Source organism: Vibrio azureus (assembly GCF_002849855.1).
Taxonomy (GTDB): domain Bacteria; phylum Pseudomonadota; class Gammaproteobacteria; order Enterobacterales; family Vibrionaceae; genus Vibrio; species Vibrio azureus.
The window spans coordinates 1,115,031-1,131,646 of the sequence record NZ_CP018616.1 but is presented as its reverse complement, the minus strand read 5'-3'; the positions used below and the strand labels follow the sequence as shown (position 1 = coordinate 1,131,646).

Below are 16,616 nucleotides of genomic sequence, written 5' to 3'. Positions count from 1 at the left end.
CAAGGAACGATATGTACCTATCTTTCAGTGAGCTAAAGAAAGCTTTTGGCGGTTATTTCGTGAATCGCCATACCATCGCTTCTATTCCTAAAACTATCTGGGCACTGGGTTTTTGTAGCTTTTTTACCGATATATCTTCTGAAATGTTAGTGGTCACCTTACCTCTCTACCTTTCTGCCTCGGTTGGCGTGTCGATTTTATTGATTGGCGTGTATGATGGTCTTTATGGTTCACTCTCTGTTATATTCCGCATTCTTTCTGGCTACGTGTGCGATAAAACCGGATGGTATAAACGTATTGCAGGTACGGGCTATGGCTTATCATTTATCAGCAAATGTGGGTTAGCTTTTTTTAATTCACACATCTACCCTATCATCGGTTTCATGGCTATTGATCGGCTTGGAAAAGGGATTCGAACCTCACCCAGAGATGCTTTGATAGCAAAGGTGAAAGGGCAAGAAAAAGACGTCGCGTTCCATTTCTCCATTCACAGACTCCTAGACAATGCAGGCGCGATGCTTGGACCGATTTTTGCGTTTATCATCCTGTTGTGGTTACCCGAAAACTACGCCACTGTATTTTTTATCAGCATGATGGTGTCTGTTATCGGCCTCGCTATTTTTATTATTTATGTTCCCAGAGATCAGCCTAAAGAAGAAAAAACACAGGTCTTTACTAAAAAAGGGGTATTTCAACGCCCTTTGCTTATTTTGCTCTCGTTAGTTTTAATCTTAAATACCTTTTCTGTCAGTGAATCCCTTCTTTTTCTTGCTGTGATGCAAGAATCAGAATTAGGTTCGTATTTTTTCCCACTTCTGTTTGCTGTCTCTGCCTTAACCTTTTGTTGTACTGTTGTTCCAATCGCCAGAATCTCAAGACGTTGGGGACTATTTCCCGTTTATCTATTAGGCTTTGTAATACTCGTTATCGTTTATGCCTTATTAATGCTTTCCATTCTGCCATCCTATGCATTAATCCTCATCGCAGCACTCATTGGTATCCACTTTGCCGCAACAGATGGCATTTTATGTGCGTTAGTCACTCTTCTAGTCTCGAAACAATACCTCACGTCTGCACTTGCGATAAGTACCAGTATTGTCGTTATAGGAAAGTTACTTTCCTCAGTTGGATTTGGTGCTTTATGGCACTTTATGGGTTTACAGCAAGCGTTGATTTGGGCATCAATTGGCCTTGTCTGCGCTATCACATTATTTTTCGCCATTGGGAAGTATTACTTTTCAGATAAAGGGATTTAATATGAGCAAAAATAAAATCTTACTTTTAGTCGTTACCATTGCCGTTTTAACATCTGCTCTATTCTTCTATTACCATGTCCAAAAACGACAAGCCGTCATTCTGCAATTAAGTAATAGTCCCTTGGAGCCTTTAAACCAAAATCTTAATAACCCACCGAACCTGCTCTCCATAGACCAGCGTCCAGGTCAAAGTCATGGACAACTGATGCTCAGCTTTCCACAAGCAGCTTCTGTATCAGAAAACTTTAAACCTCTCTCTAATTTGAACTGTGAACGTGTCGCGTTTAATGGTGATCTTGGCGGCTGTTTACAAATCGTCAAAGAGCCAACACACAGTTATCTTGTACTGAATATTTTTAATCAATCTGGAAATATTCTTAACACATTCGGGGCCGTTGGCATTCCAGATAGAATGAGGATCAATAATCAGGGCTCTTTTATTGCTTATACCACTTTTGTGAAAGGCCACTCCTACACATCCTCCGGAAACTTTTCCACCAGTACAAAAATTGTCGATTTAAAAAGCTTTTATCATCATGATCTAGAAGGCTTTGATGTCTATAAAAATAATGAACTGATAAAAGATCGTACTTTTAATTTCTGGGGAGTAAGCTTTTTTCCCAATGGAGAAGATTTTTTGGTCAGCTTAGGTAATAACACTGAGCGCTACATATTAAAAGGTAATGTGACATCTAAAAGACTGGATATCGTTTTCGAAGGGGCCGAGTGCCCATCTGTGTCTCCTGATGGTAAACAAATTGCCTTTAAACAGCAAAGTACCACTCAAACTGGACTTCTTGGGATGCCGCATTGGAATATTGCTGTTTGGGATCTCTCATCCAATCAAGTTCGTACTCTTAAGGAAAAACGCAGTGTCGATGATCAAATCTTTTGGTTGGATAGTAAAACCATCGCTTACGAACTCAAAAGCTGGGACAAAGAAAAACAGTTATCTCGCTGGGATATTATTCAGTACCCTTTAATAGGAAAGCAATCACCTTCCACCTTGCTTGAATGGTCTCGCTCTCCGGCCCTGTATAATCTAAATACTTCAAAAAGTATTTAATGTGCAGATATGATCGATTTAGGAAGGCAGTCGTCCTTAAGTCACAGTATTTGGCGACGACTGTTAATATAAATTGTATTTAATGCTCAAATTTTGCAATGTGACTTCCTTTTAAGGACATCAGTATTTCTTCTATGAAAATTCAACGTTATACGCAAGACAGAGCGGTCGAAATCACGAACTTATTTTATCAGTCCGTGCATTCGATTGACGCTTCTTTTTACACGCCGGAACAAAAAGAGGCGTGGGCACCAACACCACCAGATTACACATCTTGGGAACAAAGACTAAGTGAGAAAAAGCCCTTTTGGGCTCTTATTAATAACCAAGTCGCTGGTTTTATCGAGCTTGATGTTGATGGACATATAGACTGCACATACACACATCCAAAATATCAGGGACAAGGCGTTGCGTCGGCTCTTTATCTATATGTACTTAAAATAGCCCGAACTAGAGGGCTTTCACGTCTTTACGTTGAAGCTTCATTGATCGCAGTACCGTTTTTTAAAAAAAGAGGATTTGTAGTAACTAAAAGAAATGAGATACATCGCAAAGGCCAAACTCTCATTAACTTTGATATGGAAATACTTTTAGATAACTAAAATCGGCTCCATTTTGCGTGAGACTTTGTTACTTATTTATACCCAAGTGACCTCAAGATGCTTGATTCAGAGCGAGGTCACTTGGGTATAGATTTAATTGCTTTGGTAATTAAATCAATCAGTTTGTCCTGTACATTGTTCGTTCTTTCTTGTGAACGATGAACCTGAACGCCAATATTTCCCATCTTTGGTAATCCTGTATGGCTGATTTCGAGATTACCAGGACAGCCTATGCAAGTACGAGCGGTAATACCAATCCCTGCATTCACCGCAGGCCAAATACCACTTAGGCTCTGACTTTGGTACACCACTTTCCATCTTATACCTTCAGCGTCCAAAGCTTCTATCGCTTTCTGTTTAAAAAGACAATTAGATTCGACCATGACTAATGGCAAGGGGATATTTTTTTCTAGAAAGTGCTCAAGATGAAAATCTGAGGAGGAGATCCACTGTATTGGTGTATGAGCGATAGTATTAGAATATGGAGTTTGCTCACTTCCTTGCCAAGTAACGGATATGTCAAGAGATCCATCCTGAATTGCGGATATTAATCTAAAGTACCTTTCAATCATTGTATTCAACTGGACTTGTTGATTGATACGAGTAAATCGTCCCAAGCATTGAGTGAGAATTCCTTCTGCGAAGTCTTCTTGTAAACCCACATTTACTGAACCCCGTAAATCAATACATCTCAAGGTTTCAAGCACTTCATCGTTTAGAGCAAGCATTTTCTTTGCGTGACTCAATAAGAGCTCTCCTTGCTCAGTTGGTAATAGGCATCGCCCCTCTTTCTTTACCAATGTTGAATTGGTCTGCATTTCTAGTTTTTTTAAATGGGCACTCACAGCAGAGGTTGACTTATGTTGATGTTTTGCAGCAAGAGCAAAGCTTTTAAGTTCAATACCAAGTACAAACGTCTTTAGAGCCTGTAGATCCAATACGGTGTCTTTCATATCATTAACCGTCCCAAATTTATGAATTAATCATCCTGAATGTTTTGATTTTTCGAACTGTAAGTAGGTGTCATTATAGACATCCGTTTTCAAATCGGAAGTGATGATATGGGTAATAACGAAGATAGAACAGCGATTGCATCAGAGTTAAATGAGTTAGCCATACTTCAAGAAGCCATAATCAAGCGACCTAAGAAATGGATTATTAATACCAAAAACTTAAATCACTCAAAAGTTAGGAGGAAAAAATGATCGCTATGCAATATAAAATAGTGCTCTCATCTGATTATCCGATGGAATCTATTGAAAAAAGAATTAAAGAAAAAGGTCACTTGTTAGATGGGTTACCTGGGTTAATTTTTAAGGCCTATTTATACTCACGTAAAGACGCTGAAAGTTATAAAAGCCAAGTAAACAGTTATGCCCCGTTTTATTTGTGGAGAGATCATCATTCAATGGTTTCATTTCTCCAAAGTGATGGATTCAAAGCGTTATGTGAACAATTCGGTCGCCCAAAGGTTGAAACTTGGTTCGTTGATGGCAAGCCAACGGTACCAACTTCTCACCATTCTCTTGCTTGTATTAAGCATAAAACCAGTCAACATGCAGATGTTCTCGGCTTAAACTACGCCTCGTGGGAAACAATCAGGGTAACGTGGTTGAGCAACCCTGAAGGAATTAATGTTAGGGATGGTGATATGTACTCTGTGGGCTATGTTGCACGTGGCGAAAATAGTACGTACGCAGAAACATGCCAACTTGAATGCTAACATTACGAATGGTTGCTGCGATCTCGAAATTAGTTTGTCCTTTGGTACGTTTACGCCTCACGCTTGCACTTTTTTAGAGAGGCCGTAAGGCCTCAATTCATTAAAGTACTCATTAGGCTCCAATGATTCCGCCATCTGTACGCGTAATCATAATGACAGACGAACGAGGTATCGACTTTCCACCTTCAGGGAAATGTGATGGAGCAAGGTCTTCGCCTGGGTGCTGCACGCCAACAAACATTGTTTTATAGTCTGGAGAAAAGGTTAAACCAGTAATTTCACAAGCTATTGGTCCCGTCAGGAAACGGCGTATTTCACCAGTTTGTGGATCACTACAAAGCATTTGATTATTGCCCATGCCCGCAAAATCACCCTTGTTTGAGTATTTACCATCAGTTTGAATCCATAATCTTCCAGCAAGGTCAAAACCAATTCCATCAGGACTATTGAACATGTTGTCCTTATTGATGTTGTCACTGCCAACCATTAAGCCAGATTCGTGTACTTCAGGGTTACCCGCAAGTACATAAATATCCCATTTAAAAGTTCCTGCTGAGTGATCATCTTTCATTGGTCTCCAACGAACAATGTGACCATATGGGTTCTTTTCTCTTGGGTTTACATCATTCAGTGGCTGCGATTCTTTAACACCACGATGCTTATTGTTAGTAAGAGTACAGAATACATGTCGATTGTCCGGGTGTACGGCCACCCACTCTGGACGGTCCATCGTCGTCGCACCAACTTGTGTAGCGGCCTCTCGAGCGAAAATCATGACTGAAGCTGCATCAGGGAAGCCGTTTTCTGGTGTTAGGCCATTCTTGCCCCAAGTTAGCTCTAACCACATACCAGTGCCGTTCAATTTGCCTTCTGTACCAGTGAATTTAGCGACGTATAATGTCCCTTCCTCAAGGAGGTCACGATTAGAGTCTGCGCCAGCTACGTATTTATTCTTGGATATGAACTTATACAAATGTTCGCCACGTTCATCATCACCTAGGTAGACCACTACATGGCCATCATTATTGATAATCAAGGCTGCATTTTCATGCTTAAAGCGACCAAGAGCACTGCGCTTTTTGGGAACCGCATTAGGATTCATTGGATCGACTTCTACCACCCACCCGTGGCGATGTGGTTCATTGGGATCTTTTGCCATATCAAAACGAGCATCATATTTATACCAATCATACCCTCTATCTTTATCCCCCAATCCATAACGCTTATAGCGATCGCCTAATTCCTTACCCGAAGTATTAGCAAAATAACCATTAAAGTTCTCTTCACATGTTAGATACGTTCCCCACGGAGTCTGCCCATTAGCGCAATTATTAAAGGTACCGAGTATCTTTTTACCTGACTTATCAGCATTGGTTTTAAGCAGTGCATGACCAGCAGCAACACCCGTCATTTCCATTTCCGTGTACGCAGTGATTCGGCGATTCAGACGACCATCGACATTCACTCGCCACTTGCCATTGCTCTTTTTTAACTCAACAACAGACACGCCATGCGCTGCCTGTGCTTTTCGAACATCATCCGCTGAAATGTTGTTGCCTTGATGCTCATAGAGGTACTCGTTATTGGTATATTCGTTATTCACAACAAGAACAGCTCTATCGCTTGCGATTAAGAAAAACGTCATGCCGTCATTGTTATCACCAAATTGGAGTTCTTGTGCTTTTGCATTATTCGACTGACTAAACGCTGGTGCACCTTTTTTGATGGCATCCCCCCAGGATATCAATACATCTGCTTGATAGCCCTTTGGTACTTTAACCGTATCATTTGTTGAAATTGGAACAGCCTCAAAACCCATTAGCTGCGACTTTCTTGGTATCGCATTAGCAATAGCCTGACCAATAGGGCTTGCAGCCAAAAAACCAGCAGTTCCAGCTGCACTCGTTACTTTAAGGAAACGACGGCGCGACATTGCGGCTTCAACAAACCGATTAAATTCTGGTTCTTGCTCGAGCGGTCTTTGATCTGGAGTTTGGTTAAAATGCTTCAATTTGGCTTCCTTTCTACTAAAAAAGGCCATTAAATTGACCTTTATGACTTTTTGTGGATGCTATGATGCATTATAATCATGACAAATTAGCTACAAATAATTAACAGTTATATTATTATTACGTTTCGCTTAAGGCCATTTCCTATTTATATAAGTTAACCCCCTGCACAAGTACTGTGGCGAAATATTACGATGTTTTATTTTTCCAAATTTATCGTCAATATTTAAGTTACTCACTTTTTACACTAGAAACCGATATATATACCCAAATGAACTCAAGATACTTGGGTATATTGTGAGTTAAAGCAGAACGGCAACTGATGAGTTATATTAAAAGCTAAAATGATCTGGATAATTTCTGCCGATTTCTTTATGAGTGACGCAGATAGCCAATTAAACAATACGGCTTTACTTATCAAAGGGAGTAACTGACTCCGTTCAATTCCTTTCTATTAATAAAATGCTATGTAAAAATCACCATACCCAAATAACTACAACTTCTTAAGAATACTCAGTCCATGCGGGTAATAAAGGTTTGCTCGTCATCCACAAAAGCGACAAAGCCGCCGTGATAGATAAACACCCGACCACGCCCTTCAACTAGGCATGCTAGCTGTGGATTCAAATCTTCTTCGTTATTTCGACTTTGAAACGTGCCGGTATCTGTGATGACGCCTTTGAGTGTAGGTAAATAGCCATAAATACGCTTGGCTTGCTCAATCATGCTTAATTCGCTATCGATAGAGAAGCAAGAAGGAATCGTGCCAGCATCTTCAATAAATATAGGTTTAAATTCTTCAAAGGCGGTGATAACCAACCAGTCAATGCCGTTAACATGATGGATAAACATAGAGTTACTCGATAATTTTGATTTGAGGTATTATCACTGATAGACCAATGGGGAAGGCCCTTAGCTCACAGGCTTTTAAATGGCTCTTATCTATGAGCCGTTGTTGGTCCTGAAAGCTAAGCCGTCTCGATCCACATTATGGTTTGAGGGTATGACTGCAAAATGATTACAGCTTTGACTTGGCTATTTTTGCTGATGCGCTATCAGGGTATTCATCAACCACTTGCTGGTAATATTTCTTTGCTTGAGTCGCATTATTGTTTCTTGCTGCAATATCACCTAGTTTCAATAAAGCATCCGGTCGTTTGCTAGAGTCTTTATATGACATCACAGAAATAAATCTTTTCGCAGCTTCTTTATCTTGCTTCTTGGCGAAATAAAGTTGCCCGAGCCAATAGTGGGAGTTTGCTGTATAGGTAGAATTTGGATAGTCTTTCTGAAATTGTTCGAATGCAGCAACAGCACCAGCATAATCTTTCTTTTTCAAAATCAAATCGACAGCATTTCGATAAGTAGCTTGCTCATCTGCATTGGATGAAAACTGCCCTTCAGAGACACCAGACACACTTTTGGGCTCCTGAGCAGGTGCAGACTTGAGGCCACCACGGACTTGGTCAAGCTCTACAAATAGCTCTCGTTGGCGCTTAAGCATCTGTTGTATTTCGTAATTGTTTCGCTCTGCTTGCCCACGGAGCTCGCTGATCTCTTGAGCCATTTGATCGATCTGCGTCTGCATTTGCAATTGAACACGATTACGGTTTTGTAATAAGCGCTCTAAACGCTCAACATCCGATTCAGAAGATGAACGGGTATAAGACGAAGAGCGAGTAAGGTCGGATACTGGTGCTGGTGCGGCGAAAGCATTATTCGCCGCACTTGCCAGTAACGCTAACGTAATAATACGTATGGAGCTACTGAACATGAGGTTTTCCTCTCAATTAGTATACTAGAACCGCACGACGGTTCTTAGCATAGATATTTTCTGATTGACCAAGCAACAATGGCTTTTCTTCACCGTAGCTAACAATCGAGATTTGGCTCGCTTGTACACCCAGAGCTTGCAGGTAGTTAGATACCGCTTCAGCACGACGCTCACCTAGCGCGATATTGTATTCTGGTGTGCCACGCTCGTCAGCATGACCTTCGATAGTCACTCTTAGTGCTGGGTTTTGACTTAGGTAAGCAGCATGAGCAGCTAGCATGTCTTCGTAGTCACGTGCAATGGTTGAGTTATCAAAAGCAAAGTAGATAGTTTGAGCTGCACGAAGCGCTTGCTCTTGCAATTCTTGCTCACTTAACTGACCGTTGCGATCAAGCGTTGATACAACTGTTGAACCTGAACCATTTGTCGCTGAACCTGAATTTGATGACGCATCGTCGCTTGAGCTACAAGCCGTCATAGCCATAACAGGGATAGAGATAAGTAGGCCTTTCAGAAGATTATTAAGTTGCATTATTTTTTCCTTTATTATTTACACTTAGTATTACAAAAATGGAGACCATGCTGGTGATCTCACACGACCATTGGTCGCAGGTAAACGGGCTTTAAAACGGCCATCGATTGAAACCATCGAAAGTACGTTTTGCTTGTTATAAATAGAACTGTATATCACCATCCCGCCATTCGGTGCGATACTTGGTGACTCATCAAGCAGTGTTTCAGTCAAAACTTGCAGTGCACCTGTGTCCAAATCTTGTTTTGCAAGATTAAAACCTGAATTACTTCGGTTAACCATCACAAGAAAACGGCCATCAGGCGTAATTTGTCCACCTAAATTCTGACTGCCTTGCCAAGTTAGGCGCTGTGTTGAACCACTTGCCAAATTTACCTGATAAATCTGTGGCTTACCACCTCTATCAGAAGTAAAAATCAATGAGTTACCATCAGGATGCCAAAATGGTTCAGTATTATTAGATCTTCCTCTAGTAATTTGAGTGAGCTGACGAGTCTTTAAATCCAGAGTGTAAACTTGAAGAGAACCTGTTTTAGATAAAACTAAAGCGAGTTTGTTGCCATCGGGAGAAAACTTAGGAGCGCCGTTATGACGAGGGTATGAAGTTAATTTTTCTTGCTCACCCGTATAAATATTCATCATGAATATTTCAGCTTGGCCATTCTGGAAACTTACATAAGCTAATTTTTGACCATCAGGTGACCATGCAGGTGACATCAGAGGCTGCTTTGACTGCAGGACTAAACGCTCATTAAAGCCATCATAATCTGCAACTCTCAACTGATATGGGAAAGTGTCTTTGTCACTCACCACAACATAAGCGATACGAGTCATGAAAGCACCGCGCTCTCCAGTTAACTGCTCATAGACTAAATCAGAGATGCGATGACCATACTCACGCATGCGAGGAGCTTCAATGGTTGCTTTTTTATTAAATAAAAGTGGCTCTTGAACGACAATACTATTGCTTTCAGTACTTGAGGCTAATTGATTACCCTCTGTCAAATGACCACGCACTACATCGATTAATTGGTAGTTAATGACATAATCACCTTGGCTGTTCTGCTCGATCGAGCCAGTTAATAATGCATCGACACCTAACCCAGTCCATGCATCGTAATTAACTTCCGATACGTTATAAGGCGTCTGTGGCATTTTATTCAATGCTACAGGAGCAAATTTGCCACTGCGCTGTAAGTCCGAAGCGATTACAGCAGAAATATCGGTTGGTAGAGGTTGAGAACCTTCCCATTTAAATGGAACGATGGCAATGGGTCTCGCAGAATCAATACCATCTGTAATGACTAGTTCTAGTGCAGCATGCGCAACACTACTGAGACTGCTGAGCAGCACTAACATTCCTAATACAAGGCGTTTTATCACGTCTATGTCCCTTTTAGTTATAGAGCAACCGTTAAATTAATATCTTTCAGCTTATTGTTAATAGAGTCGTCTTTCGATTTTGGAAAGGTGCCAACTTGTGCAATGGCACTTTTAGCAGCGGCACAAACTCGTGCATCACCATTTAGAACTTTCACACTTGCGACCATCATTTCATCCCCTGCAGAGATGAGCCTGATATTCACGCGGCATGACTTTCCCAACAGGTAATCATCCTTAATAATTCGCTTTTCAATCATTTGTGTATAAATAGCAGCAAAGCGGCCTATTTCTGACTCCATGTGTCGATTTTGAGCGACGTTATTAAGTTCTGTTTCACTTTCTAGTCCGGAAAAAATATCGTTAAGAGCCGCTTCTTGCTCCTTCCGTTCACGCTCTATTTTTTCTAATCTTTGTTTTTCCTTACGGGCTTTCTCTGCCGCAGCCTTTGCTGCTTTTTCTTTTGCAATACGTTGCTTTTCAGCTTTTTCTGCGGCTTCACGTTCTCGACGTGCCTTTTCTTCTGCAGCTTTAGCGGCTTTTTCCTGCGCTATTTTCTTTTGTTCAGCTTTACGCGCAGCTTCTTCTTTAGCAAGACGCTGTTTTTCTGCTTGCTCAGCTCGTTGCTTTTCTTTTTTAGCTCTGAGCTCTTCTGCTTTACGTTCCTGCTCTTTTTTCTTTTTCAGTGCTTCAGCTTCACGAGCTGCTTTAGCATCTTTCGCTTGCTGTTCTTTCAGCTTGCGGATTTGCTCTTCTTCTGCTTTTCGGTTTTTTTCCAAGGCCTCAGCATCACGTCTAAGCTTGTCTAATCTGGCTTGCTCTTTTTTTGCTGCTTTTTCTCGTTGTTGGCGAATTTCTTTTGCTTGTTGCTGAACCAACTTTGGATCAATCACAACCGCTTGAACCATCTGCCCTGAAGGCTCAGGTTTTGAAACCGCCATATCAGCTCCCCAAATTAATGCCGCAATTAACAAAGCATGCAAAAATAAGGATGTGCCCACGGGCATCGCATAAGGTTTGGTTCTCTTCTTATTATCTTTCATTTGGATATAACATCTATTCCTTAATCTCAGTCATCAGACCTACTTTAGGAATGCCAGCTCGACTTAGTTCATCTAATACCAAAACAACTTCTGAGTATGGTGTTGCGGCATCGCCACCTACAGCGACAGGTGCATCAGGGTTGAGCTGACGTTCAGCACTGACTTTAACAATGACATCTTGAATGGTTAAACCACGCTGAACTTCTTCATTATTGACGCTTAGGCCTAAATTTCCATCACGATCAATCTCAATAATGATAAAGCTACTATCAGTATCCCCAGCTAAATCTTGCATAGATTCAGCCGTAGATGTTTTAGGTAAGTCCACATCGACACCTTGAGTCACAAAGGGCGCTGTTGCCATAAAAATGATCAATAACACCAACATAACGTCAATATAAGGAACAACGTTAATCTCGGCGGTCATTTTTCTCTTTTTCGGTTGGTAACCTGCCATACTTTAGTCCTTTGCTACACCATCTCTACCCGCCATGGCTTGACGGTGGAGAATACTGTGAAACTCTTCGGAAAAAGTCGCGTAATTATGTTCCAACTTACTCACTTTATTGCTTAGACGGTTATATGCCATTACTGCGGGAATGGCTGCAAATAGGCCCATCGCAGTCGCAATCAACGCTTCAGCAATACCAGGCGCTACCATAGAAAGCGTGGCTTGTTTTACTTCACCTAACGCGATGAAGGCATGCATGATTCCCCAAACGGTACCGAAAAGGCCAATATAAGGGCTGATAGAACCTACTGTTGCCAAAAATGGCAAACTGGTTTCTAAATCATCCACTTCTCTCGCAACCGCAACACGCATTGCGCGGCCGGTTCCTTCCATAATGTAGTCAGGCGAATTCGCATGACTGTTTCTTAAACGGGCAAACTCAGTAAAACCGGCGTAAAAAATCTCTTCAGTTCCTGTGATATCATCCTTACGGGTCTTCGCTTTTTGATAAAGCTGTGACAAGTCTGTTCCAGACCAAAACTTGTCCTCAAATTTTTCTGAGTCCTTTGTCGCTTGAGAGAGAACTTTACTACGTTGAATGATCATTGCCCACGAGGCAATCGACATCCCCAACAAAATAAGCATGACTAGTTTAACAAGCAAACTTGCCTGAAGAAAAAGGTCTAAGATAGAAATATCAGCAGTCACTGTGTTAACTCCGAGGTAATAAATGCTGGAATCGCAATGGGTTTCATTTTCTTATTATCGATACAAGCAACTACGACTGTTGCCTTGCACAAGATGTCTCCACCATCATTGGTTAGCTCTTGATAAAACTTTAAAGAAGCTCGTTTGATGTCTGTGACTTGGCATAACACTTTTAAGTGTTCATCAAGTCGAGCACCTTGTTTGAAATCAATATCCATGTGTCGGACAACAAAACCAACGTTTTGTTCCAACAATTGCAATTGAGAAATGCCTTTTTCTCGCAACATTTCAGTACGAGCACGTTCGAAAAATTTGAGGTAATTGGAATGGTACACCACACCGCCACTATCCGTGTCTTCATAATAGACGGTTATTGGCCAGTAAAAAGGATGGGAGGAACCTGCCACTTGAGTACCTTAAGATAGATTGCTTTATAGTAGACACTATAACTGAAGCAGCACCAATTGGGGTACTAAAGGTAAGATAAATTTTCACTGTTTGTCGTTTAAATAACCTCCCTAGTTGATAAAAACAAAGAAGCCAGACCGTAGTCTAGCTTCTTATGATGGTATGTGACCTAATTTCAAGCCTTCTCTGTTAGCTCTGTATCACATGAAAAAGCTTATCGTTAGATAGACTAAGATAGTTAAGGAGAAATATGGACTGAAGAGAATTTGCCAGTACCAATTTCTTGGTTTAAACCCTACACCGTATATAACACTTGAACAAATAGCCCAAATCAACGCTGGAGCGATGACGGCATTAAAACCGCCAATCGCTTGATTATAGACTTCAGGGTTCCAAAGCACTAACCCTGCGTTTAAGAACCCAAGAGCCAAAGATAAAGCCTTTAACAAGCTATTATCCATCGGGCTATGGAGGCGTTCTATCTTAGTAGCGAGTTTACTCACTATCTTTATCCATCATTTCTGTATGCTCTAACCAAAGCGCATTAATAATGCCAAATGCACAGGCAAGAAGTACACCTAGTATCCATGCAAAATACCACATAAATGATTGCCTCTAGTAAAGTGAGTTTTTATTTTCTTCGATGAACTTATCATCCAAGCGGCCAAACATCTTGTAGTAAGTCCAAGATGTGTACATAAGGATGATTGGCACCATAACGAAAGCAACACCAGTCATGATATTGAGCGTTAATTCAGATGAAGTCGCATCCCAAATTGTTAAACTATGATTTGGCATTCTGCTAGATGGCATAATGAATGGGAACATAGCAAAACCAGCGGTTAAGATAACACCTGCATTGCCTAAGCTTGACGTCAAAAACGCAAATCCACATTTTTCAAATCGAGAAGCTAGGAATGTCAATAATGGCATTACTACTCCCAAGATAGGCGCAGCCCACATCAATGGATAAGTATTAAAGTTATTCATCCATGCACCTGGGGCAAGCTCGACTACTTTATTCAATGGGTTAGACGCTGCACTTGGATCGATGCTACCTGCAATAACATAACCCTTCATATCTTGAATTAGAAAACCAGCAAACACAAAAGCAACCACTGTTAACACAGCCATTAGCTGAGCCACACCACGCGCACGTCTGTGAACATCACCTGTGGTTTTCATCTGCAACCATGATGAACCTTGCATTAGGATCATAAACAAACTAACCAGCCCACAAAGTAAAGCAAATGGGTTCAGCAAGCCAAAGAATGAACCATGGTATGTCGGCATTAAAAAGTCACTAAGTTCAAAAGGCACACCTTGCAGCAGGTTACCAAAAGCAACACCAAAAATAATCGGCGGAACAAAGCCACTGATCGAGATACAGATATCCCATGTATTACGCCATTTAGGATCTTCAATCTTTGAGCGGTAATCAAGACCAATCGGGCGAAGCCATAAAGCAGCAAGGGTCAAGATCATTGCCAGATAGAAGCCTGAGAATGACGTAGCGTAGACGAGTGGCCATGCAGCGAAAAGTGCACCACCCGCTGTAATTAACCAAACTTGGTTTCCATCCCAGTGCGGTGCAATTGAGTTAATCATGACACGACGCTGGTTATCACTTCTGCCGATAATAGGAACAAGTGCTCCCACTCCCATATCGAAGCCATCTGTTATAGCAAAACCAATCAGTAGGACACCTATTAGTACCCACCAAATAAGTCGTAAGGTTTCGTAATCAAACATGTGTTTTCTCCAGGCTTACGCTTCTACTTGACGGTTAACTTTGTCTTCAACAGTATCCACGTTTTGTTCAAAGTGGTATCTACCTGTTTTAAGACTGCTAGGTCCTTTACGAGCAAACTTAACCATTAAGTACACTTCCGCGATTAAGAAGACAGTGTAAAGCGCTAAAATTGCAAATAGTGATGTCCAAATTTCTCCAGCAGTTAACGCTGAAGCAGCAACATGAACTGGCAGAATTTCACCAACAGCCCAAGGTTGACGACCAAATTCAGCGACAAACCAACCTGCTTCAATTGCAATCCAAGGTAATGGAATGCTGAATAGTGCCGCTTTTAGCAACCACGGTTTCTGCTCGATTTTTTGACGGCATGTTTGAATAAACGCCGCACCGAATACGAACAGCATAATGAATCCACAGCCAACCATGATGCGGAACGCACTGAAAAGAGGCCACACTGTTGGGATAGAATCATCAGCCGCTGCTTGGATTTGCTCTTCAGTAGCGTCAACAACTTTATCTGTGTAACGTTTAAGAAGTAAACCGTAACCCAAGTCGCCTTTTACTTCATCAAATGCAGCAACGTTTGCTTCAGATTTGTCACCTGCACGAAGCTTTTCAAGTAATTCGTAAGCGTACATACCACTACGAATTCTATCTACATGGCTATCGCGCAATTCACGCAGGCCAATCACTTGCTCATCAAACGAACGTGTAGCGATAATACCCATCAAATAAGGGATCTTAACTGCGTATTCCGTTTTCCTTTTCTCTTGGTTTGGAAGCCCAAACAGAGTGAAAGCAGCAGGAGCAGGCTCTGTATGCCATTCTGCTTCAACTGCGGCTAACTTAACCTTCTGAACTTCACCAAGCTCATAGCCAGATTCGTCGCCCAAAACGATAGTAGAAAGAATCGCAGCAATACCAAATGATGCTGCAATCGCGAATGAACGGCGAGCAAACGCCACATCACGCCCTTTAAGAAGGTAATAAGAACTCACACCTAAGATAAACATCGCACCACAGGTATAACCTGACGCAACAGTATGAACAAATTTAACTTGAGCGACTGGGTTAAGAACCACATCAGCAAAGCTCACCATCTCCATACGCATGGTTTCGAAGTTAAATTCTGCACCGACTGGGTTTTGCATCCAACCGTTGGCGATCAGGATCCATAACGCAGAAAAATTAGAGCCAAGAGCAACTAACCATGTAACGGCCAAGTGTTGTCGTTTCGATAAGCGATCCCAACCAAAAAAGAACAGACCAACAAATGTTGATTCTAGGAAGAAGGCAACTAGGGCTTCAATCGCTAACGGTGCACCAAAAATATCACCGACATAGTGAGAGTAGTAAGACCAGTTTGTACCAAATTGGAACTCCATGGTTAGGCCTGTTGCCACACCAAGAGCGAAGTTTATACCGAACAGCTTACCCCAGAACTTAGTCATGTCCTTATAGATTTGCTTGTTCGTCATCACGTACATTGACTCCATGATAGCCAGCAAGAAGGCCATACCAATCGTCAAAGGTACAAATAGGAAGTGATACATCGCGGTTAGTGCAAATTGCAGCCGCGATAGATCAACTACGTCAATCATGTTAACTCCTGTGTGCCAGTAAAATGACACTTTTTAAAACACTCACAAGTACAAGAAACCATCATATTAATTCAAGTCATTGATTTTATGAAACATTTTGTTTATAAAACGGGCTTTAGTCAGACGAGACTATTAAGCAATAGCTAATGCTAGCCAAGAAAGATATTACTTGTAAAAACAGCTTGATTCAAAAAAATGATGTAACGAAATAGCTTTGATACACATCAAATTTCGAGTGTTATCTCTATTCAAAACCACACTAAATTGATCTAGATCAAAGGATATGAGAGCAAAATGTTACGAGAGAGTA

17 protein-coding genes and 1 pseudogene are annotated in these 16,616 nt (G+C 41.3%); 4 read left to right on the top strand and 14 right to left on the bottom strand.

What is annotated here, in order from left to right; genetic code table 11:
• Positions 1-11 precede the first annotated feature (11 nt).
• The 3 genes from BS333_RS05305 to BS333_RS05295 all read left to right on the top strand — a co-directional run bounded on the left by BS333_RS05305 (position 12) and on the right by BS333_RS05295 (position 2,924).
• Entirely contained in the window at positions 12-1,256 is a 1,245-nt protein-coding gene (locus tag BS333_RS05305) for an MFS transporter (protein ID WP_021710138.1), read from the top strand.
• 1 nt (position 1,257) lies between these two features.
• Positions 1,258-2,322 carry a TolB-like translocation protein gene (locus BS333_RS05300; protein WP_021710139.1) on the top strand — a complete coding sequence of 355 codons (1,065 nt, stop codon included), beginning with the start codon at positions 1,258-1,260 and terminating at the stop codon, positions 2,320-2,322.
• A gap of 134 nt (positions 2,323-2,456) precedes the next feature.
• On the top strand, positions 2,457-2,924 hold the full coding sequence (locus BS333_RS05295; protein ID WP_021710140.1) for a GNAT family N-acetyltransferase: 468 nt from the start codon (positions 2,457-2,459) through the stop codon (positions 2,922-2,924).
• A 77-nt stretch (positions 2,925-3,001) separates the two neighbouring features.
• Here the strand turns inward: BS333_RS05295 and BS333_RS05290 are convergent, their stop codons facing one another.
• Complete coding sequence (locus tag BS333_RS05290) at positions 3,002-3,877, bottom strand: LysR substrate-binding domain-containing protein (protein WP_021710141.1); 876 nt, start codon at positions 3,875-3,877, stop codon at positions 3,002-3,004.
• Positions 3,878-4,125: 248 nt separating this feature from the next.
• Here BS333_RS05290 and BS333_RS05285 point away from each other — a divergent pair, with 248 nt between their 5' ends.
• Positions 4,126-4,647, top strand: coding sequence for a DUF4865 family protein (locus tag BS333_RS05285; RefSeq protein WP_021710142.1), 522 nt, complete (start codon positions 4,126-4,128; stop codon positions 4,645-4,647).
• 112 nt (positions 4,648-4,759) lie between these two features.
• On the opposite strand, the gene BS333_RS05280 is transcribed toward BS333_RS05285, so the two are convergent.
• The 13 genes and pseudogenes from BS333_RS05280 to cydA all read right to left on the bottom strand — a co-directional run bounded on the left by BS333_RS05280 (position 4,760) and on the right by cydA (position 16,306).
• On the bottom strand, positions 4,760-6,580 hold the full coding sequence (locus BS333_RS05280; RefSeq protein WP_173391661.1) for a PhoX family protein: 1,821 nt from the start codon (positions 6,578-6,580) through the stop codon (positions 4,760-4,762).
• Between the two features lie 589 nt (positions 6,581-7,169).
• Positions 7,170-7,508 (bottom strand): hypothetical protein, encoded by a 339-nt coding sequence (locus BS333_RS05275; RefSeq protein ID WP_021710144.1) that lies wholly within the window; start codon positions 7,506-7,508, stop codon positions 7,170-7,172.
• A 166-nt stretch (positions 7,509-7,674) separates the two neighbouring features.
• Positions 7,675-8,430, bottom strand: a complete 756-nt coding sequence (ybgF, locus tag BS333_RS05270) for a tol-pal system protein YbgF (RefSeq protein WP_021710145.1) — start codon at positions 8,428-8,430, stop codon at positions 7,675-7,677.
• A 16-nt stretch (positions 8,431-8,446) separates the two neighbouring features.
• The gene (gene pal / locus BS333_RS05265; protein WP_021710146.1) at positions 8,447-8,962 is read right to left on the bottom strand and encodes a peptidoglycan-associated lipoprotein Pal; all 516 of its coding nucleotides are present in this window, start codon (positions 8,960-8,962) and stop codon (positions 8,447-8,449) included.
• Positions 8,963-8,992: 30 nt separating this feature from the next.
• Positions 8,993-10,321 (bottom strand): Tol-Pal system beta propeller repeat protein TolB, encoded by a 1,329-nt coding sequence (tolB, locus tag BS333_RS05260; RefSeq protein WP_418369074.1) that lies wholly within the window; start codon positions 10,319-10,321, stop codon positions 8,993-8,995.
• 41 nt (positions 10,322-10,362) lie between these two features.
• Positions 10,363-11,385: a cell envelope integrity protein TolA gene (gene tolA, locus BS333_RS05255; protein ID WP_021710148.1), complete on the bottom strand. Its 1,023-nt coding sequence runs from the start codon at positions 11,383-11,385 to the stop codon at positions 10,363-10,365.
• A gap of 13 nt (positions 11,386-11,398) precedes the next feature.
• Positions 11,399-11,842 (bottom strand): protein TolR, encoded by a 444-nt coding sequence (gene tolR, locus BS333_RS05250; protein WP_021710149.1) that lies wholly within the window; start codon positions 11,840-11,842, stop codon positions 11,399-11,401.
• 3 nt (positions 11,843-11,845) lie between these two features.
• Positions 11,846-12,544 carry a protein TolQ gene (gene tolQ / locus BS333_RS05245; RefSeq protein ID WP_021710150.1) on the bottom strand — a complete coding sequence of 233 codons (699 nt, stop codon included), beginning with the start codon at positions 12,542-12,544 and terminating at the stop codon, positions 11,846-11,848.
• Positions 12,534-12,951: pseudogene (ybgC, locus tag BS333_RS05240) on the bottom strand (tol-pal system-associated acyl-CoA thioesterase). The gene tolQ and the pseudogene ybgC overlap by 11 nt, the downstream one beginning before the upstream one ends.
• A 201-nt stretch (positions 12,952-13,152) precedes the next feature.
• On the bottom strand, positions 13,153-13,455 hold the full coding sequence (gene ybgE, locus BS333_RS05235) for a cyd operon protein YbgE (protein WP_033003904.1): 303 nt from the start codon (positions 13,453-13,455) through the stop codon (positions 13,153-13,155).
• The gene (gene cydX, locus BS333_RS05230) at positions 13,448-13,555 is read right to left on the bottom strand and encodes a cytochrome bd-I oxidase subunit CydX (RefSeq protein ID WP_000270285.1); all 108 of its coding nucleotides are present in this window, start codon (positions 13,553-13,555) and stop codon (positions 13,448-13,450) included. The genes ybgE and cydX overlap by 8 nt, the downstream gene beginning before the upstream one ends.
• A gap of 12 nt (positions 13,556-13,567) precedes the next feature.
• Positions 13,568-14,704: a cytochrome d ubiquinol oxidase subunit II gene (cydB, locus tag BS333_RS05225; RefSeq protein ID WP_021710153.1), complete on the bottom strand. Its 1,137-nt coding sequence runs from the start codon at positions 14,702-14,704 to the stop codon at positions 13,568-13,570.
• A 15-nt stretch (positions 14,705-14,719) separates the two neighbouring features.
• Positions 14,720-16,306: a cytochrome ubiquinol oxidase subunit I gene (gene cydA, locus BS333_RS05220; RefSeq protein WP_021710154.1), complete on the bottom strand. Its 1,587-nt coding sequence runs from the start codon at positions 16,304-16,306 to the stop codon at positions 14,720-14,722.
• Positions 16,307-16,616 lie beyond the last annotated feature (310 nt).